The organism is Corynebacterium sp. CNJ-954 (genome assembly GCF_001942345.1).
In the GTDB taxonomy this organism is placed as follows: domain Bacteria; phylum Actinomycetota; class Actinomycetes; order Mycobacteriales; family Mycobacteriaceae; genus Corynebacterium.
The window spans coordinates 182,784-201,406 of the sequence record NZ_MKKI01000022.1; the positions used below are offsets into that span (position 1 = coordinate 182,784).

14 protein-coding genes, 1 tRNA gene and 1 pseudogene are annotated in these 18,623 nt (G+C 65.0%); 7 read left to right on the forward strand and 9 right to left on the reverse strand.

Going from position 1 to position 18,623, the window contains the following annotated elements; genetic code table 11:
• Positions 1-236 precede the first annotated feature (236 nt).
• Positions 237-1,553 (forward strand): Nramp family divalent metal transporter, encoded by a 1,317-nt coding sequence (locus tag BJF89_RS08720; protein ID WP_075814071.1) that lies wholly within the window; start codon positions 237-239, stop codon positions 1,551-1,553.
• Between the two features lie 4 nt (positions 1,554-1,557).
• Here BJF89_RS08720 and BJF89_RS08725 read toward each other — a convergent pair whose 3' ends face one another.
• Entirely contained in the window at positions 1,558-3,084 is a 1,527-nt protein-coding gene (locus tag BJF89_RS08725) for an adenylate/guanylate cyclase domain-containing protein (RefSeq protein ID WP_075814073.1), read from the reverse strand.
• Between the two features lie 83 nt (positions 3,085-3,167).
• Between BJF89_RS08725 and BJF89_RS08730 the strand changes: the two genes are divergently transcribed.
• Positions 3,168-4,421 carry a DNA polymerase III subunit delta' gene (locus tag BJF89_RS08730; RefSeq protein WP_075814075.1) on the forward strand — a complete coding sequence of 418 codons (1,254 nt, stop codon included), beginning with the start codon at positions 3,168-3,170 and terminating at the stop codon, positions 4,419-4,421.
• Positions 4,422-4,521: 100 nt separating this feature from the next.
• A tRNA-Thr gene (locus tag BJF89_RS08735) sits at positions 4,522-4,594 on the forward strand.
• Between the two features lie 53 nt (positions 4,595-4,647).
• Here the strand turns inward: BJF89_RS08735 and BJF89_RS19465 are convergent.
• Complete coding sequence (locus BJF89_RS19465) at positions 4,648-4,776, reverse strand: hypothetical protein (protein WP_255372559.1); 129 nt, start codon at positions 4,774-4,776, stop codon at positions 4,648-4,650.
• Positions 4,777-4,803: 27 nt separating this feature from the next.
• Positions 4,804-5,253, reverse strand: a complete 450-nt coding sequence (locus BJF89_RS08740; protein ID WP_255372560.1) for a MarR family winged helix-turn-helix transcriptional regulator — start codon at positions 5,251-5,253, stop codon at positions 4,804-4,806.
• Positions 5,254-5,321: 68 nt separating this feature from the next.
• Between BJF89_RS08740 and BJF89_RS08745 the strand changes: the two genes are divergently transcribed.
• A complete protein-coding gene (locus BJF89_RS08745) occupies positions 5,322-5,690 on the forward strand; it encodes a VOC family protein (RefSeq protein WP_075814077.1) in 369 nt (122 codons plus the stop codon).
• A 12-nt stretch (positions 5,691-5,702) separates the two neighbouring features.
• On the opposite strand, the gene BJF89_RS08750 is transcribed toward BJF89_RS08745, so the two are convergent.
• Positions 5,703-6,206 (reverse strand): hypothetical protein, encoded by a 504-nt coding sequence (locus BJF89_RS08750; RefSeq protein WP_075814079.1) that lies wholly within the window; start codon positions 6,204-6,206, stop codon positions 5,703-5,705.
• A 226-nt stretch (positions 6,207-6,432) separates the two neighbouring features.
• Between BJF89_RS08750 and BJF89_RS08755 the strand changes: the two genes are divergently transcribed.
• Together BJF89_RS08755 and BJF89_RS08760 are read left to right on the forward strand one after the other, a co-directional pair.
• The gene (locus BJF89_RS08755) at positions 6,433-7,197 is read left to right on the forward strand and encodes a metal-dependent hydrolase (protein ID WP_158026054.1); all 765 of its coding nucleotides are present in this window, start codon (positions 6,433-6,435) and stop codon (positions 7,195-7,197) included.
• Between the two features lie 72 nt (positions 7,198-7,269).
• Positions 7,270-7,839: a TIGR03086 family metal-binding protein gene (locus BJF89_RS08760; RefSeq protein ID WP_075814083.1), complete on the forward strand. Its 570-nt coding sequence runs from the start codon at positions 7,270-7,272 to the stop codon at positions 7,837-7,839.
• Positions 7,840-7,853: 14 nt separating this feature from the next.
• On the opposite strand, the gene BJF89_RS08765 is transcribed toward BJF89_RS08760, so the two are convergent.
• From BJF89_RS08765 to BJF89_RS08780, 4 genes and pseudogenes are all read right to left on the reverse strand, one after another.
• Positions 7,854-8,789: a hypothetical protein gene (locus BJF89_RS08765; protein ID WP_075814085.1), complete on the reverse strand. Its 936-nt coding sequence runs from the start codon at positions 8,787-8,789 to the stop codon at positions 7,854-7,856.
• The gene (locus BJF89_RS08770) at positions 8,786-9,940 is read right to left on the reverse strand and encodes a heparan-alpha-glucosaminide N-acetyltransferase domain-containing protein (RefSeq protein WP_075814087.1); all 1,155 of its coding nucleotides are present in this window, start codon (positions 9,938-9,940) and stop codon (positions 8,786-8,788) included. Before BJF89_RS08770 ends, BJF89_RS08765 begins: the two co-directional genes overlap by 4 nt.
• A gap of 223 nt (positions 9,941-10,163) precedes the next feature.
• Positions 10,164-12,632 (reverse strand): annotated as a pseudogene (locus tag BJF89_RS08775) (phosphopantetheine-binding protein); the annotation flags it as partial.
• 1,300 nt (positions 12,633-13,932) lie between these two features.
• On the reverse strand, positions 13,933-16,029 hold the full coding sequence (locus BJF89_RS08780) for an acyl-CoA dehydrogenase family protein (RefSeq protein WP_075814091.1): 2,097 nt from the start codon (positions 16,027-16,029) through the stop codon (positions 13,933-13,935).
• A gap of 73 nt (positions 16,030-16,102) precedes the next feature.
• Here BJF89_RS08780 and BJF89_RS08785 point away from each other — a divergent pair, with 73 nt between their 5' ends.
• Positions 16,103-17,377, forward strand: a complete 1,275-nt coding sequence (locus BJF89_RS08785) for an MFS transporter (RefSeq protein ID WP_075814093.1) — start codon at positions 16,103-16,105, stop codon at positions 17,375-17,377.
• Here BJF89_RS08785 and BJF89_RS08790 read toward each other — a convergent pair.
• A complete protein-coding gene (locus tag BJF89_RS08790) occupies positions 17,334-18,599 on the reverse strand; it encodes a hypothetical protein (RefSeq protein ID WP_075814095.1) in 1,266 nt (421 codons plus the stop codon). The two genes, BJF89_RS08785 and BJF89_RS08790, sit on opposite strands and share 44 nt — an antisense overlap.
• Positions 18,600-18,623: the final 24 nt, after the last annotated feature.

Here is an 18,623-nt window from a genome sequence, read left to right on the forward strand (position 1 = left end):
GCTCCGTTCAGGGTGGCGGCGAGGCCTAAGTCGTATTAGCGACTGCGACCCCCGTGCTGCGGCACGGGGGTTTTGCATGGGCGGGTGCTGTGTTGCTCATGCTGTGATCGAGGTGCGCGGTCCTGCCGGCACAGGGCGACGTCGTTCGCCGGTGTGAGTGCTTGTTTGACCAGGTTTTTGCGTAAGCCTACGATCGAGTTCATTAGTTTGAACTTTAGATCTAAGGATGGCGAACAATGACGGTAGATGCGGCGGACGTCGATCTCGGGCAGCAGGATGCGCGAGCCGATTCGTTACAGAAGCAGCCACGTCTGACCAGCCTCCTCGGACCCGCGTTCGTGGCGGCCATCGCCTACGTCGACCCGGGGAATGTCGCTGCGAACCTGTCGGCGGGAGCCGAGTACGGCTACCTGTTGCTCTGGGTGCTCATCGTCGCCAACCTCATGGCCGCGGTGGTGCAGTACCTGTCGGCGAAGCTGGGGCTGGTCACGTCCAGGTCGCTCTCCGCCACGCTCGCAGACTGGTTCGACACACGCGAAAAGCGTGGCACGGTGGCACAGCGACGTCGGGGAAAGATCGGACGTCTGGCCTACTGGGGTCAGGCGGAGATTATCGCGGCAGCCACGGATGTCGCCGAAGTCGTCGGTGGCGCTATCGCCCTGAACCTTCTGTTCGGTACTCCACTGGTACTCGGTGGTGTGGTCGTCGGAGTGGTGTCGTTGGGCATGCTCGTGCTGCAGGGTGGGCGGACGCAGCGACGGTTCGAGTTCGTGATCATGGCATTTCTGCTGGTCATCACCATCGGATTTCTGTCTGGGCTGTTCGTCACCGGACTGTCGGTAGGCGAGATGGTCGAGGGGATCGTCCCCCGCTTCCAGGGCACGCACTCCGTGGTTCTCGCGGCGAGCATGCTCGGTGCCACGGTGATGCCGCATGCGGTGTACCTGCACTCCGGCCTCGTGCGTGACCGGCGCTTCATGCCGCAGGGGGAGGCGGGGATGAAACGGCACCTCACGGCCACCAAGTGGGACGTGGGAACTGCGCTTGTGGTGGCGGGGACGGTCAACATTGCGATGCTGTGCCTTGCCGCTCAGGCCCTGCGGGGTGTGGACGGTACCGACACCATTGAAGGTGCCCACGCTGCTGTCGAGGGTGCCCTGGGGCCGGTAATCGGCATGATGTTCGCGGTGGGGTTGCTGGCGTCGGGTCTGGCATCGACCTCCGTCGGCTGTTACGCCGGCGACATGGTGATGCGGGACCTGCTGAAGGTCCGGATTCCGTTGCTGTTGCGCCGGTTCCTGACGATGCTTCCGGCCCTGGTGATCCTCGGGGCGGGTGTCGAACCGACGTGGGCGCTGGTGATGAGCCAGGTCGTCCTCAGTGTCGGCATCCCTTTCGCTCTGGTGCCCTTGGTCGCGGCGACCGCGCGGAGGTCAGTGATGGGGCGGTGGGCGAATCCGCGGACACTGACCGTGCTGGCGGCGGTCATCTGCGCGGTGATCATCGCGTTGAATGTGGTGTTGATCTGGCTGACGCTGACCGGACAGGCTTAGCCAGTTAACCGCGTTCCGCCAGCGTCGACCGGATGGGGCGGGCGAGCTGGGTCATTTCCTTACGCCCGCGTAGTTCCACCGACTTCATCAACGTCCAGCGGGCCTGCTCTGCCTCATTGGCCTTGCGCAGCGTCGCCGCGTTGGTGAGGACGCGGCCGGGGGTGTCCTTCGCCAGCTCGGTCAGCCGGGCGGCGGCGTTCACCGCATCACCGATGACGGTGTATTCGAAGCGGTCGCTGGCGCCGATGTGGCCGGCCACGACTTCGCCGACTGCGGCGCCGATGCCGGCCGGGAGTTCATGGTCGGCGAGCTCCTGGTTGAGCTCCCGGGCCGCTGCCAGTGTGTGGCCTGCCATGTCGTCCAGCGGAATCGGGGCACCGAAGACTGCCAGGGCGGCGTCGCCCTCGAACTTGTTGATGATGCCCTTGTTGCGGTGCACCACCTCGACGACCTTGTCGAAGAAGCTGTTCAACGCCTTGACCACGTGTTGCGGGGACGAAGACACGGCGAAGCCGGTGGAGCCGATGACATCCACGAACAGCACACCGACGAACCGGTTCGCTCCGCCGAGCTCCGGTTTCTCCTCGATGGCTCGTCGGGCGACCTCCGTCCCGACGTAGCGTCCGAACAGCGTGCGCACCTGCTCGCGTTCGCGGAGCCCCTGCATCATCTCGTTGAAGCCGGCCTGCAGGACGCCGATCTCGGTGGCGTCGTAGATGCGCACCTGGGCACGTGAGTCGCCGCGACGTACCCGGTTCATGGCGTACTGCAGTTCACGGATGGGGTCGACCACGGTCATGGTGATCAGACGTGTCCCGGAGAAGCCGGTGAAGAGGGCGGTGAGGCTGAGTGCGAGGACGCCAGGCAGGATCTCGCGGGCGTCACCGGTGAAGAAGTTCGTCGCCTGGGCGACGACCATCAGCACCACACCGATGACGGGGACGGCGGACGTCAGGATCCAGACACTGGTGATCTGCAGGGACAGTGGCGAGATCCGTTCCTGGGGCGCACCGGTACGGTTGAGCGCCTTGGCAGCGACAGGGCGCACGAGACGCTCGGCGACCATGAACGTCATCAGGACGACCATCGCCCCACCGAGGATGGCTGTGACGGCCACGGAGAGGGCCCACCTGGCGGAGACCTGGGAGGCGACGACGGTGAAGATGACGACGCCAATGCCCCACAGCACCGCACCAAGGACGGCCTGGAGAGCGGGGATACGCAGGACAAGCCGTCTGATCATCACGGGATCGACGGGGTCCGGGTTGCGCTGCCACCGCAGTACCGGTGCGAAGAAGAAGAGGGTGGCGCTGATGCCCGTGACCAGGGCGACGATGAAGTACACGGTGTAGAGCGTTGCGGTCATGGTGTTGACCGTCGTCAGTTCGGCGGCTCCGCCGAGTGGCACGAGAAAACGGAGGAAAGACGCCACGGCAAGGGAACCCACGACATTGACCATGAACACGGACAGGGCGTACAGCGGCCAGGTGGTGCCCCACGCCCACGCAATGTACTGCCCCAGTCTCTGCATGCGCTCCAGACTATCGGAGGGTCACGTGGTTGTCCCCGTTGTGTCCGGACGAGGGGAGCGGGAGGGGACTAGACTGGATCCCTGTGAGTTCCTCGTCAGCGTCCGGAGTGACTGCCCTCCCCGAGTCCGTGTTTTCCGCAGCCGTGCTGAGCCCCCACGTGACCGAGCCGTTGATCGCTGCCGTGGAGGCGGCCCGGGGAGGTGGGCAGGCGGCGGCGATGACGCATTCATGGTTGTTCACCGGCCCGCCTGGTTCAGGACGGTCAGTGGCCGCGAAAGCGTTCGCCACGGCGCTGGTGTGTGAGGATCCGGACGTGCCCGGCTGCGGTCGGTGCGACAGTTGTCGGTCCGCTGCCGCAGGGTCACACCCCGATATCACCTGGGTGCACACCGACGGCGTGGTGATCCAGGTGTCCGAGGCGCGTGAAGTCATCAGGACCGCGGCGGCGATGCCGACGGTGGCGCCGTGGCGGATCGTGGTGTTCGAGGACGCGGACCGCTTCAACGACAGCAGTGCCAATGCACTGCTGAAGAGTATCGAGGAGCCGCCCGAGCGCACCGTGTTCATCCTCTGTGCCCCGAGCACGGATCCGGAGGACATCGCGGTGACGCTGCGGTCGCGGTGTCGGCACCTCTATGTTCCGACACCCTCGAGGGCAGAGGTGGAGGCCGTGCTGTTGGGTGATGCCCGGCTCGGGCTGTCCCAGGAACAGGCGTCCTGGGCGGCGGATGTCGCCGGGGGGCATATCGGACGGGCACGGCATCTGGCTTCGGAGGAGAAGGCGCGGGCGAAAAGGGCGAACGCCTTGAAGCTTCCCGGACTGGTGTATGAGCCGGGGGAGTCGTACCGTTTCGTCACTGACCTGGTGTCGTCGGCGACGGAGGAGGCGACTGCCACCGTGGCGGAGCGTGAGGAGAAGGAGCTCGCGGACCTCCAGAGTTCCCTGGGGATGGGAGCGAAGGGGCGTGGTGTGGCGAAGGCGCAGTCCGGCTCCGCCGGCCAGATCAAGGAGTTGGAGAAGGAGCAGAAGAACCGGCGGACCCGCATGCTGCGGGATTCGTTGGATCTGGCCCTGATCGATATCGCCGGCCTCTACCGGGATGCGATGATGATCGCGGCGGGCGCTGTTGAGGGTGATGAGCCGGTCGGCGGTTTCCTGCATCCCGACAAGTCGAAGGTCTCGAGGGAACTGGCCCGGCGCAACGCCCCGGAGAATCTGGTCCAGTGTATTGACGCAGTGTCAGCGTGCCGTGAGACTCTCACGTACAACGTGAAGCCGGAAGTGGCCTTGTCGGCCATGGTCGGGCGACTGCGGGAGTGTTGTGGGCAGGTCTGACCTGCAACGGAGGTGCTGTCGGGGGTCATTTTTGTGGAGGGTTGAGCTGTCCGCTAGGATTACCCGTCGTATGCAGCACCATCGTTGATGGAGTGCGTGCGCCGCCTTAGCTCAGTCGGTAGAGCGTTTCACTCGTAATGAAAAGGTCGCGAGTTCGATTCTCGCAGGCGGCTCAGAAACGAAGGCCCCGTCAGATGACGGGGCCTTTCGTGGTATTGCGGGGCGGTCAGTCCTCCGGAAGGGGCCATTCCTCGGTTCCGCCACCACCGCCAGGGATCCCCTGGGTGATGTAGCCGATGACCAGCTGCGCGATCTCGATGAGTTGTTGCAGTAGGTTTCCCAGAAACTCGAACATTGCGGCATTCTCCTCGTGTCAGGTTGTTCACCTCGTTGAATTATGAGTGTAGTGCATCGATGCAGCTCGCCAGCGCCTCATGGAGTTGAGCGCGCTGCTCATCGGAAAGCCTGGATACCATGAGGCTTCGATGGCCTGAATGTCACTTGTCGCATCGTCAAGCAGGCGGTCACCGTCGGCTGTCAGGGTGGTGGGCAGCGACCGGCCGGAGGGGGCGGTGGCCGGACGTTCGATCAGTCCGCGCTCCCGGAGGCTGCGTAGCAGGGTGCTCATGGTCTGCCTCGTGACGAAGGCGCCTCTGGCGAGTTCGGAGTTGGACGCGCCGGGGTTACGTCGGAGAAGCTCCAGGCAGACGTACTGGGGGGTCGTCAGGCCGAGGGGGCGGAGGGTCTCGTCCATCCGGGCGCGGAGGACGGATTGAGTCTCTTTGAGTTGGTAGCCGATGAGGGCGCCGAGTGCGACTGGTTCTTGCGTCATGTCAGCATTCTGTCATAGAGTGACATATGTCAGGACACTGACATTGTCGATATGTGAAGGAGATCCCGATGGCTGTCACTGGTCCAGATTTCATTGCCCTCCAGGTTCGTGACCTGGAGGCGTCCGCAGCATTCTATGAGGAGCGTCTCGGCCTACGCCGTGCCCCGGCATCCCCTCCGGGAGCCGTGGTATTCGCTACTAGCCCAATTCCGTTTGCTGTCCGGGAACCGCTTCCAGGTGTCGACCTGGACGGGGTGACGCGCCCAGGGCTCGGAGTGGCTCTCTGGTTGGCTGCCGAGCGACCGCAGGATCTGCACGATGCCCTGGACTCTGCGGGTACGCAGATCCTCAAGGCTCCTGAGAGCGGTCCCTTCGGCCTGAACTTCACCTTTGTGGACCCGGACGGCTACGTCGTGACGGTCCACGGTGACGCCTGACCGGCGAGGAGCCTACCGGGCACCGAAGTGGTCGGTAAGGTCGTCGTTCGGCTCCGTAGGCATGCCGGTGGTTTTCTCGTCCGGAACTTCCGGACCGTCCGTGGGCGTTTCGGAGGACTGACCGGGCTCATCATCGCCCCCGGTGTTGTCGTCCTCCTTGTCGGTGTCTGAGTTGCTGCCACCGCCGGAGTTTCCACCGCCGTTGCCCCCGGCGCCACCGCCGGTACCGGCTCCCCCGCCGGTACCGTTGCTGCCGGCGCCCCCGTTGTCCCCGGCGGGAGCGGGTTCACCGTTGCTTCCCTGACCTTCATCCTGGCCGCCGTTCTCACCGCCACGGTCGGCGTCCGACGATGCGGAACTCGAGGACGTGGCCGACGTCGTCGAGGACGCCGACGTCGTGGTCGTGGCAGAGGATGTCTCGGTGCTGTCACCAGCGTCGTCCGAGCCACAGGCGGTGAGTGAAACGGACAGGGCGGCTGCAGCGACGACAGCGCCGAGCTTGGTACGGTTGCGCATTTTAGTCTCCTGAATAGTCGTGCTGTCTCTCATGTGAGGAGAGACAGGCTGTGAGCAAACTAACGTACGGCGGTTTCTTTAGCAAACGATCTTTTTCTTTCTTCGGTCCGTGATATGGGGTCGATTTCTCCCCTCGGTCCGTTTCACGTCCGGGGTGGCCTGTAGAACTGTCACGGAAGTGGATGGCAGGCGCAGTCGTTGCGAGGAAGGTGGAACGCCAATGGTCATGGGGCCCTCTCATGCGATGTCTGGCGCTGCGTCAGGAGCGGCGGTAGCTGTCGTGGCGGCATACAGCACGGGAATTCCGGTCGACGCCACCTCGACGGTCGTCCTCGCGGGCGTCACGGCCGGGGCTGCCGTCCTGCCCGATCTGGATCACCCGTCGGGGACGGCGGCGCGGACCCTCGGACCGGTGAGCCGCCTGTTGTCCGTGTTCATCAACCGGGCGTCCTCGATGTTCGCCGAAGCCACTGGAGCGCAGGGGAGGCGGGTCGGCGGGCACCGGACCGCGACGCACACCCTGTTGTTCGCCGCGGTGACGGCAGCCGTGACATGGTGCGCCGTCGATCTCGGCGACCAGCGGGTGACGATCGGGATCTTCGCGACGTTGGTGCTTCTGGCGCTGCACTCGTTGGTCCGTCCGGTAGTCAGGAAATGGGGGTCTGTGGGGGCGGTGGTGATCGCAGTCATCCTGACCCTGCTGGTGACGAGGGACATGCCCGGGATGTTGTCGCCGTCCGTGATGGCCACCGCCGTCGGGGTGGGGTGCGTGGTGCACTGCGCAGGGGATGCGGTCACACGGTCCGGAGTGCCGTTCTTTGCCCCGTTCGTACCTGTCGGGGGCGACCGTTGGGGTGCGGTGCATCTCCTTCCGGGACCGTTGCGGATCCGTGCCGCAGGATTCGGAGACACCCTGGCCATGGCGGTGTTCACCGCTCTGCTCGTCGGGGTGTGCATGCTCGGTTGGAACCACGGGCTGATCGTGCGGTGACTCGCCCGCGGGTACTCTCGTGGTCAGTCACTGGGTGCTGACGATGCCCGGTCGTGAAACAGGAGGTTGACCATGTCCGTGCCGAAGGACACCGCTGAGCGTTTCCGCGTGATCGCGGACGGCTTCACAGAGCAGACCAGGAACAACGACTGGGATGCGCAGACCCCGTGCGAGGAATGGACAGCGCGCGACATCGTGGGGCACCTGATCAGCTGGTTCGGCCCCGCCCTGGAGGATGTCGGAGTCACGGTGGACGTCACGGAGGACAAGAACTCGGATCCGGCCGGAGCCTGGGAACAGTTTGCCGCGATCGTCCTGGCCACGCTGGAGGATGAGGTCAAGGCGGAGGCGCTGGTTACCCGTGGCCCGATCCCCGGGCAGTCCCTTGAGACGAATGCGAAGGGGTTCTTCATCCCGGACGTGTTCATGCACACCTGGGACCTCGCCCGCTCCCAGGGCCGTGATGTCGAGCTGGACGAGGAGTTCGCCGAGCGGAACCTCGGTGGGCTGCAGTCACTCGGCGAGCAGTTGCAGGCACGCGGCGGCTTCGGCCCGCCCCGGGAAACCCCCGCCGATGCTTCGTCGACGATCCGGCTGATGGCCTACGTAGGGCGCGACCCGAACTTCGGGTTGAGCTCCTGACCGGTTCTGGCGGCTCACTGCCAGAACACCGGGGGCGGCGGGGCGGGACGGCCCTCGTCACCGGAGCTGATCAGCGGACCGCCGTCGAAGCGTACACCCGCTGGCGGAGCGGTGGGTGCAGACTCCGCAGGATCCGTCACGGCGGCAACCGTCCCCCGGGCGTAGGCGTGTCCACGGACCAGGTCCTTTTCCGAGAGCGGGACACGGTTGGACACCGGGATGCCGCAGTTGTCATCCTCTCCGCCGCGGAGCCGTGTGGTGCCTGACCGGTCAGCGGCAACCGGGACCGTCCCAGGGGCGGGAACGGCGGTGCGGGCGGTGTCGGGTGCTCCACGGAGTACGGACGGGTCCTCGGGATTCCGGTTGTCCACGCCCACGAAGACCACGTCGTACGCGTAGCACACGTAGTGGTCGACCCCGTGGCCTTCTGAGGGGTCGGATAGCCGTACCTGGTCCGGGGACCGTACGACCTTGTCGTAGACGGTGATGTCCCACACGAAGAGCCGCCCGTCGTCGGCGGACGTGGCGACGGTGGCAGTTTCCCCGAAAGGCAGGGTGGACCCGCCCCGGGTGAGGGAGAGCTCCTTCCCGTCGGGGTACAGGGTCACGGATTCGCCGACGGTCGGTGCATGGTCCCCGGCAGACTCCGGAGCCTGATGCGGAGGTTGTTCCGTCGTCTCGGTTTCTCCGGGCGGTTCGCTGCGGTCTCCTCCACGACGGTCTGGACGGAGGGCTCGTGGAGGCCGACGTTCCCCCTCGTCGGAATCGCCGTGACGGTCAGGGGATCCCGGGCCGTCGGCGGCATCCGTTGCGGTGTTCTCCTCGGGAGGGTGTGGGAGGAACCGGTCACCGAAGCCCTCGGAACAGGCCGTGATACCCGATGCGCCGCCGATAACCGCCAGAACCCCGAGTACGGCGGCACACCGTCGGAACGTGAAGATACGGTTCACCGGCCCTCCTCGTGCAGTTCGTGGGTAACGTTTGGCTGGCCCGGTCGGTCCGGGGACCTGTCAGGGACGAGAACACGCCCGGCTGCCCGGCATGTCAGTGTGACGATGTCCTCCAGAGGACCGCGACCGCGGGCGAGGCTCCAGGCAGTGGCGAAAAGAAGGATCGTGACCAACTGCACGAGGAAGTACAGGGAGGAGTGCTCCTCGACACTGTCACCGATGAAAGTCAGGAACAGGAGATGTGCGGTGTACAGGGTGAGTGTCATCGAACCGGTGGCGATCAGTGGTGTACACAGGTCATTGAGCGTCCGGGTGATCACCAGGAATGCACCGACGGTGAGAATGGCGAGACCGGCGGAGGCGATCACGGCGAAGCTGGTGTTGGAGTGGGGGCCGGCCGTGGTGAGCCACCACCAGGTGTCGGTGGGCAGCTGCCCTTCGGGTCCGTAGTCGAGTATGTCCTGGATATCGTCTGCGTCGAGGCCTGGAGTGAGTTCGTACAGTCGGGAGAATCCGCCCGCGTAGTCGATGAGGTAGGCCGAGATGCCATAACCCACGGCGGCTGTGAGGCTGCCGTAGACCAGTAGACGGATCTGGGTGACGAGCCACCGCAGCCGCATCCGACCGACAGCCATACCGAGACAGATGTAGGTCATCCAGGTCACTACCGGATAGGCTCCGCCGACCAGCAGTGTCAGCAGCGTGTCGGTCGGCATGGTGACGAGGCTTGTCACGCTGGGGTTGTCCAGCGTCGTGTATCCGTTCCACTGGTTGCTCAGGAAGATCAGGACCGGCCCGGCCAGCGCGCAGAACACCGCAGCCGTCAGCAGTCCGCGGATACGCAGCCTGGTCAGGGGAACTGCCAGGAGGAACAACAACCCGTAGAACGGAAGGATGTTGTACACGGCAGGGTCCAGCTGATTCAGAGCAAGTCCGAGCACGAGGATCAGGGCAGCGCGGGTGACCAGAGAGGTCCGGCTGCGCCGTAGTTCACGGCCGTGGTGCGGGGTAGCACCACCGGTGAGGATGGCGACGGTGATACCGGCGAGAACGCCGAAGAGTACGGCGGCGTGGCCTGCGAAGAGACTCCAGACCAGCGTCGGTCCGTCTGTTACGTCGTTGTAGGCGGGGAGGGTGTGCACCGCGACCATGCCCAGCAACGCGAATCCGCGCGCGCATCCAGCCCGGTGATGCGGCGGGGGTCGCCGGACGGTCCGAAGGCCGCGTTCTTCGTCCAACGGGAGGGTTGTGGATCAGGTTCGGGTTCCGGTCGCGGGCGGAGACTACCTGGGTCGATGCTGGTCTCCCCGTCCCAGATGGAGCGTACGTGGGACGGTCCCGGGGCAGGGCGGGACGAGGAAGGAAGGTCGGTGGTCATCGGGTCTGCTCCAGCTCGGCGGGTTCTGCGGTGTGGTTCTCGTCGGTGACGTGGACAACGGGATTGCCTTCCCACACGGAGTCGGGCGGTACGTCATCCTGCCGCAGCACCAGGGAACCTGGACGCACGGTGGTGCGTTCGCCCAGTGTGGAACCGGGAAGCATGAAACTGTTCGGCCCCAACGTCGCCCCACTGCGCAGGGTGACCGGTTCCAGGGACATCACACGGTCGTGGAAGAGGTGGGTCTGCAGGACGGTCCCCCGGTTCACAGTGGCGCCGTCGCCGAGCGTGATCAGGTCGAATTCGGGGAGCCACCAGGTTTCGCACCACACGTTCCGTCCGATGCATGTCCCCATCAACCGGGCCCACCAGTTGTAGAGCGGGGAACCGAGGGACACACGGATCAGCGAGGGGACGGCGAGCAGCTCGGCGAAATTGTCGGCGAGCTCGCCCCGCCACACGAACGTGGAGAACAGCGTGTGCTGTCCCACCCTGAACCGTCCGACGAGCATCCATTTGGCGACGACGGGGACGAAGCTGGCTACGGTGCCGGCGGCGAGGACAATGGGGAAGGACCAGATGACGACGGCACGGATTCCGTCCCAGCCGGTCCCCGCGTCCATGTAGATCAGGGTTCCTGCCCACACGATGAACAGGTCGATATACGCGGCGATGACGGGAGGGATGAAGCGCCCGGCCTCGACAAGCGCGCGGGCGCTCTTCAGCGTGGGGGAGGGGGTGAAGGTGCGGGAGGTGTCGGCGTCGAGGTGCACCCGGGGAATCTCACGGGCATTGCGGCCCAGCCAGGACGAACCACGTCCGGGATGATGCGGAGTAGAGGACAGGACGGCGACGAGCGACTGCTCAGGCAGATCGTTGTCCGGACCGACGATGGCGGAGTTGCCGACGAAGGACCCGTCTCCGAGCACGGTCGTACCGACGTGGACCCACCCTGCGCGGTGACGGGGCAACGTGCACAGCGAATGGTCCGCGAGGAAACACCGGCTTCCGATGGACGTCAGGTGGGGAATCGTCTCGACGGTCGAGATCTCGGTGTCGTCGCCGACGCGGGCCCCCAGCAGCCGCATGAACGCCGGAGTCAGCCAGCCGGCGTACATGAAGTAGGTGGATGTCAACGTCTTCTGGAGCAGCACGTGGGTGAGCCAGAGGGCCCAGGCGGCGAGGACGGGGAAGACCTCCTCGTACATCTGGCGTTCCACCACACCGGGAAGAATCAGGAACAGGCCCGGGAGAAGCGCAATCACCGGGAGCACCGAGGCCCAGGCGATTCCTGCGGCATACAGCAGACGGCGGGGAGCGGGTGCGACCGCGGATACGGCACCGTCGGCGACCGCGTCGTGGGGTGTGACCTCAGGCCAGGACAGGCCGGCGGTGCCGCGCTCGGAGAGCGGGGTCCCACCGAGGAGCAGGCCACCGGTGACTTCCGCGGAGACACAGGATCCGGGGAGGATTTCTGCGCCGTCATTGACGCGGGCACCGGGCGACACGAAGGTCCGCATGCCGATTCGGACATCCTCCCCGATGATGATGCTGCCGACGTGGAGGGTGTCGCCGTCGATCCAGTGTCCGTTGATGTCCACCTCGTTTTCAACGGCTGTTCCCCGTCCGATCACGGCCAGTCCGGTGACCGGGGGCAGGGTGTGGAGGTCCACGTGGCGCCCTACACGGCATCCGAACAGGCGGTACAGCGTGGCGGTCATCGGTGTCCCGAGCAACGGTTCGAACTTGAGGTAGGTGATGAAGCGTTCGGCCGCCCAGATACGCAGGTGGGTCCACCCTCCGCGGGGGTAGGCTCCGGGTCGGACACCTGCGGTGAGGAGCCTGGCGGCCACGACCCCTTGCAGTACGCGACCCGGCGTAGAAAACAGGAGCAGCCAGCCGACGGCGAGGGGCGCCAGCGGGAGCCCCGGCACCCACCCGGCGTTGAAGAAGAATCCCAGTGCCCAGACGACCAGAAGTGACCCGAGCACGTACCGGGCGGCATTGACGACGTAGATGGCACAGACGACGAGGAACTGGACGATTCCTGACCAGCGGGGTATCGGGGCCGGGGCAGGCCGTTGCCCGGACTTCTGGTCCAGGGTGACGAGGTAGGTCGACATCGATTCCAGGGTCGGGTGGTCGTAGAGGGCGCCGATATCGGTGGCGGGGTACTCGGTCCGGAGGTCGACGGCGAGTTTGGCGACCGCCACCGAGGAGCCACCGAGGTCGAAGAAGTTGGACCCGGGCTCCAGCGGTAATGGGCCGAGCTGGCGTGCCCACTGCTCGGCGAGCCAACGCAGTTCCGTGGGAAGGGTTGATTCAGCGTCGGCGTCCGCGCCGGGCAGTGGCCACGGCAGCGCGTTCCGGTCGACTTTGCCCGAGGTCTTCACCGGTAGTTCGTCGATGACGCACAGACTCGGGGCGAGACCGCCGGGCAGGACTGCACGGAGATGCTCCCGGGCTGCGGCGCCGCCGGGGTACTCCGCCGGACAGTCAGCTCCGGAGCGGCGGGACGGGCGGATAGGGACGGCACCCATTGCTTAACGACCCTCCCCGGTGAAGTCAGCAGGTCTCGGGGTGTCTTCGGGTTACGACGGGGGACTGCCAACTCCTGGTGAGCGGGCCCGCCATGAGCGAAGCCCCCGGCTCAGTTTCCTGAGTCGGGGCCCCTGAAGGGGAGCGTGGTCCCGTGATCTTCCTTAGAGGATGGAGCCGACTATGGCGACGACCCCGCCAAGACCGGCAAGGAGTCCACCGACGAGAGCGGTGATGGGGGTGAGAAGACTGCTGACGATACCCATGTGAAGGACCTTTCGACTGATCTACAGGTGGATCGCTGCGGGGATTCGAGAGTCTGAACCGGGTCAGCTCGTTGCAACGATACATTCGATCTTAAACATAGCCTGTTAAAAGTTCCACCCGATTGGCTGATATGTGCCGGGGTATTCACAACCTCCCCGGGAAGTGCGGTTAGTCCCAGGGGTGGAAACGGGTACATCTATCGTCTGATAGAGGTGCTCCATGGCATGAAAAACCCCGCCTGGCCCTCGAGGGGAGGCGGGGTGTTCAGGCATGCCCCGGAGGGCACGGCATCAACTAGTCGTTGATGGAGGAGACGATAGCCTCGAAGACGTCGACGAGGGCGGTGGCGACGGTGTCGATGATGCTCTGGATGGTCTCGATCATGATGATCAGCCTTTCGGTTCGGAAGTTGTAGTTTTCGCAACGAGGGTCCGGGGGTGGCTCCTTGCTGCTCTATGGTCAATATCGGTGCCGGAAGTGAAGTGTTACATCATGCCAAGAAAATTTCTGCTGACTGTGCCGATGCTCGCTCGGGGGAGGGGTGGAGACGCGAAAACCCCGCCTGGCCCTCGAGGGGAGGCGGGGTGTTCAGGCATGCCCCGGAGGGCACGGCATCAACTAGTTGTTGATGGAGCCAACGACGTCCTGGAAGACGGAGACGATGGCCTCGGAAACGGTGGTGATGATGCCCTGGATGGTCTCGATCATGATGATCTACCTTTCGGTTGAACGTATACGGTCTCGCGACACTCCGAGCCGGTGGGGCTCTGTGTGTCGCGCCATTAACACTAACGCAGACCCATCAGCCGGCGTTAGGTCACGAAGAGATAACGATGAACACGCGGCTTTGGCGGGGGTGGTCGAATTATGTCGACATGCATTTACGCCGTTCATGACGGGGGTGGTTATGTTGGACGATGTAAGCGACGTCAACTGGCGGGAACGGCTACGTAGCTGTCGCTACATACCCGCGGCAGGGTGGGTCTGTGCCCGCGGAACCATGTCGTCGTAGTCCGTCATCAACGGAACATCGGCAATGTTCTCCGGCACCGCGAAAGCGTCCACGAGCGTCTGCGACCAGGGGCCAAGCGAATCCACCAGGTCATTCAGTGCTGCTCGCGCCGCCTTCGTCCTGGTTCCCGTCAGCAGGTTCTGCTCCTGGTACCAGCCGCTGTGTTCGTGGATGATGCTCAACACGAACACGTCACGTACCTGCTCCATGACCTCCTTCGCCTGACCGTCTGCGAGTTCAGCCTCGGCCTGCAGCATCGCCTCCAGGATGATGCGGTCCACGTGGGCCCACGAGCACTCGAGGAGGTGGTCCTGCGCCTTGTCCACCAGATCGGCGGCATCCTTGATGTCCATCTTCTGGGCCGGCCTGATGCGACGGATCAGCGACATCAGCAGCCGGTCCTCGCGCTCGGTGAGCAGCTCCACCTGGTTCGCCGGGTCAAAGAGGGATGTCTCCTCCCGGTCGGTGAAGGAGTCCACCAGGTTCTGGATCAGCGTGTCCGCTGCCGTCCGACGCTTCAGCAATGTGCCGAAGTTGTCCAGGCCGAAGCGCACCAGCTCCAACGGCTTCAGGTCCCCGACCTCGCGGGAGAAGCCGGTCAACAGTTCCTTCGCCGCCAACTGCATCATCACCACGTTGTCGCCCTCGAACGTGGTGAACACGTCCGAATCCGCCTTGAAGGTGGTCAGCAGGTTCTCCGTCATATAGCCTGCACCGCCACAGGCCTCACGGCACTCCTGGATCGTACGGGTCGCATGCGCGGTGTTCGCAGCCTTCAGCGCAGCGGCGTGGGCCTCCAGCTCGCGCTGGTCCCACCGCTGCTCCTTCGTCATGGCTGTCCGGTCGATCTCCTGGCTCTCCAGGTCGTGGATCCGGGCGATCAACTGGTTCGACGCCAACTGCAGGCCGTAGCTGCGTGCGATCAGCGGAATCAGGCGCAGGCGGTGCTTCCGGTGTTCGATGAGTTTGTTCTCCGGCAGATCGTCGTCCGCCGCGAACTGGCGGCGCAGATTCGCGTAGCTTGTCGCGATCGTCAGGGCGGAGCGGGCCGCGGCACCGGAGGCGGCGCCCACGGTGATGCGTCCGCGGATCAGCGCGCCCAGCATGGTGAAGAAGCGGGCTCCGTCGGACTCGATGGGGGAGGAGTACTCACCGTTCTCCGAGACGTCCGCGAAGCGGTTCAGCAGGTTCTCCCGGGGGACACGCACATGGTCGAAGGTGAACGTCCCGTTGTCCACACCCTTCAGGCCGCCCTTGTGCAGGTGGTCGCCGATGCCGACGCCTGGCTTGGCCTTCCCGTCCTCGTCGCGGACCTCCACGACGATGCAGTGCACCCCGTGGGAATCTCCGAGGTCGCCGTTCTCGTCCGGCGTGAACAGTTGGCAGAACACCGCGGCCATGCGGGCGTGCTTCGCGGCATTGCCGATGTACCACTTCTCCGCCGAGGCGACGGGGGTGTCGATCACGAACTCCTGGGTCTCGCGGTCGTAGACCGCGGTGGTTTCCACTGACTGGACGTCCGATCCGTGCCCGCGTTCCGTCATGGCGAAAGAGCCGAGCGTGCGCAGTTCCATGATGTCCTTGATCAGCGGGATGTGTCGCTTGGTGCCGAGATTCTCCACGGCGCCACCCCACAGTCCCCACTGCACCCCGGCCTTGACCATCAGTGACAAGTCGGCGCCACCCACCGCTTCAATCGCGGTCAGGGTGGCACCGAGATCACCGGTTCCGCCGTGGTCCTTGTGGAATGTCCCCCGCGGTGCACCGGTCTCGAGCATGTCGGACATCTGGGACAAGGTGCGTTCCCGTGCCTCGTCCATACTCAGTGTGTCATCCGGGTAGAGGTTCTTCTCCGCGATCAATGCGCGGGTCTCGTTCTTCACGTCCGCCCAGCGGCCGTCCAGAATCTCCTGGAGTTCGGCGGCCACGGCCTTGCGTACCGCGCGGTCCGCCTGATCACGCAACTTCGCCGGACGGTCGTTGCCGCGGCGGGTCAGACTCGCCGCAATCTCAGTGGTGTCGGGGGTCTTGTCAGTGTGTGCCATACCACTAGATATTACGTGGGAATCAGGTCCCTCGGTGAGCGGTTGGACATCGTGAGGTCCTACCATGTGGGGCATGACCGAGAACGCACGCAATGAGCAGGTTCCCTCACTGAACCCGCACCACCGACCGGCCGGACGCACGTCCCGCTACTCCAGAGCCTGGCTGTTCGTGGCTTTCGCCGTGTTCAGCGTGGCGTGGGGCGGGAACGAAGCCACCCCCATGCTCGTGTTCTACCGTCAGGAAGCCGTGTTCAGCGACGTTTTCGTCGACTCCCTGCTGGTGTCCTACGCCGTCGGCATCATCGTCGGTCTGTTGATCTGTGGTCCTCTGTCGGATCGCTTCGGTCGAAAGGCCGTGATGCTCCCGGCGCCGGCAGTTGCGCTGCTGGGCAGCATATTCATCGCTCTCGGTGAAACCACCGAGGCAGTCATGTTCATCGGACGGATCCTCGCCGGGCTCGCTGTAGGTATCGCCATGTCGGTCGGTGGTTCGTGGATCAAAGAACTCTCCACGCCGTCGTTCGATCCCGGTGCGACGCCGTCGTCCGGAGCCAAACGCGCGACGATGTCGCTGACGGCGGGCTTCGGGCTCGGTGCGGGCCTGGCCGGAGTCCTCGCGGAATGGGGTCCCATTCCCGGGCAGCTGCCCTACATCGTGCACTGCGTCATCTCCGTTGTCGCCCTCGCCGGTCTGATGACGGTCCCCGAGACCCGCCAGTCCGCACACCTGAAGGTGAAGGGGTCCTTCTGGTCCGACATTCTCGTGCCGACGATCAAGCATCCGCGCTTCCTCACTGTGGTGGCACCGATCGCGCCCTGGGTGTTCGGCGCCGCCGGCGTCGCCTACGCCATCACACCTCGGCTGGTCCAGGACCAGGTGGACGTGCCTGTGGCCTTCTCTGGTCTGCTCACCGTCATCGCCCTGGCATCGGGTTTCACGATCCAGCAGTTCGGCCCCCGGATCAACACCGAGCACAATGCACGCGGCCCGATCGTCGCCTTGATCCTCGTGATCGTCGGCATGGCTGTCGCCAGCGCCGCAGCAGTGGACATCGCCGTGTGGAGTGCGGTCATCGTCGCGATCATCCTCGGTGCGGCCTACGGACTGTGTCTGATCAGCGGGCTGACCGAGGTCCAGCGCATCGCCGGGCCGGATGACCTGGCCGGCCTGACCGCTGCGTACTACACGTTGACCTACATCGGCTTCTTCTTCCCGATGATCCTCACACGGTTGTCCTCCACGTTCACCTATCCCGAGATGCTCGGCGCGGGGATCGTCGTCGCCGTCGTGTGCCTCATTGCCGTCACCGTGTTCTCCCGCAGGAATCTGCCAGCGACGAGGGGGTGAATGTCGGGCGTCGCGCCAGCACGGCGAGGTGAACGACGACTCCCGTCAGCGGCGCCAGTCCAAGGGCGAGTACTGCGCGGGCTTCGGGTGAGACGTCGATGAGCAGTAGAGAGATCGCGGCGACTGTCGCCACGGCCCAGCCGGCCAGGTAGAGGGAATGACGTTCTGCCGCATGCGCGGCCGAACCGGTCACCATCAGTAGTGCCGTCGATGCAGATGCCACCGTCAACAGTGCGAGCACCAGTGGTGAGCTGATGAGGTGGGCATCGAAGAACACCAGCATCAGCGGGCGTGCCAACCAGTACGCGGCAATGCCACCGGCAGCTGCGGTCCCCACGATGATCGCGGACGGCAGTACACAGGCCCGCAGTATCCGGTCGCGGTGCTGCGTGAAATGCACGATCAACGCCGGTTGAAAACGTTGCAGGGGGACGAGCAGTGGGGCGCGGGTCAGCGTCACCGCCGTGATGACGGCGGCCAAGGCCCCGGGAGCGACATCTGCGCCGGTGGTGAAGGTGATCAATACAGGGAATCCGGTGATCAGCACCGCATTCGCACCTGACGCGAGCATCGCCTTGACGGTCCGCCGGATGAACTCGCCGGTCGCGACGTCTCCCACTTCCCGCAGCAGGTCTCGCTGGGACGGGACAAGGAGAAGCAGCCCCAGCCATGTCACGGCACCTATGACGGTGACCAGGAGGAATGCGAGAAGATGCCAGCCCAGCGCCCAGGCGACCAGGGCGAGCAGAATACGGACCGCACTGTCCACGCTGATCAACCACGCGAACGTGGTCCAGCGGGTGGCTGCAGACAGCAGGCCGCAGACCACGGCCTGGAAGGTGTAGGACGCCAGCCCGCTGGCCAACAGGACGACCCCGGCGGCTTCGAGGTTCTGCCCGTCCGGAAGGATTCTTCCCGACCACAGTGGTGCAAGGCCCACGGCAAGGAGTCCGGCGATGACGGCGAAACCGACGGCGACGGCCATCGGACGTGCGCCGGGGACGTCGGGACTCAGTGTCCGTCCCGACGTGGTGTGACGGGCCGCTACTGAGCGCGTCGTCTCCTGCAGGAGTCCGTCGATCAGGCCGGTCAGTGCGAAGAAGAGACCCCAGAACACCGAGAAGGCTTCATAGCTGACGGTGTCCAGCGCGCGGCCTGCGACGACGATGACCGCATAACCGGAAACCGCCACCACAAGAGTGGCGGCGGACAGGGCCCTCACGGGGCCGGTTGTTTTCCGTGTGGC

Excerpts from the sequence above, each read along its gene's own strand:
- BJF89_RS19465 (WP_255372559.1), bottom strand. The coding sequence starts at position 4,776 with ATGTTCGAGTTTCTGGGAAACCTACTGCAACAACTCATCGAGATCGCG.
- BJF89_RS08725 (WP_075814073.1), bottom strand. The coding sequence starts at position 3,084 with ATGCAGAGACTGGGGCAGTACATTGCGTGGGCGTGGGGCACCACCTGG.
- BJF89_RS08760 (WP_075814083.1), top strand. The coding sequence starts at position 7,270 with ATGTCCGTGCCGAAGGACACCGCTGAGCGTTTCCGCGTGATCGCGGAC.
- BJF89_RS08750 (WP_075814079.1), bottom strand. The coding sequence starts at position 6,206 with ATGCGCAACCGTACCAAGCTCGGCGCTGTCGTCGCTGCAGCCGCCCTG.
- BJF89_RS08740 (WP_255372560.1), bottom strand. The coding sequence starts at position 5,253 with ATGACGCAAGAACCAGTCGCACTCGGCGCCCTCATCGGCTACCAACTC.
- BJF89_RS08755 (WP_158026054.1), top strand. The coding sequence starts at position 6,433 with ATGGGGCCCTCTCATGCGATGTCTGGCGCTGCGTCAGGAGCGGCGGTA.
- BJF89_RS08720 (WP_075814071.1), top strand. The coding sequence starts at position 237 with ATGACGGTAGATGCGGCGGACGTCGATCTCGGGCAGCAGGATGCGCGA.
- BJF89_RS08745 (WP_075814077.1), top strand. The coding sequence starts at position 5,322 with ATGGCTGTCACTGGTCCAGATTTCATTGCCCTCCAGGTTCGTGACCTG.
- BJF89_RS08770 (WP_075814087.1), bottom strand. The coding sequence starts at position 9,940 with ATGGTCGCGGTGCACACCCTCCCCGCCTACAACGACGTAACAGACGGA.
- BJF89_RS08780 (WP_075814091.1), bottom strand. The coding sequence starts at position 16,029 with ATGGCACACACTGACAAGACCCCCGACACCACTGAGATTGCGGCGAGT.
- BJF89_RS08785 (WP_075814093.1), top strand. The coding sequence starts at position 16,103 with ATGACCGAGAACGCACGCAATGAGCAGGTTCCCTCACTGAACCCGCAC.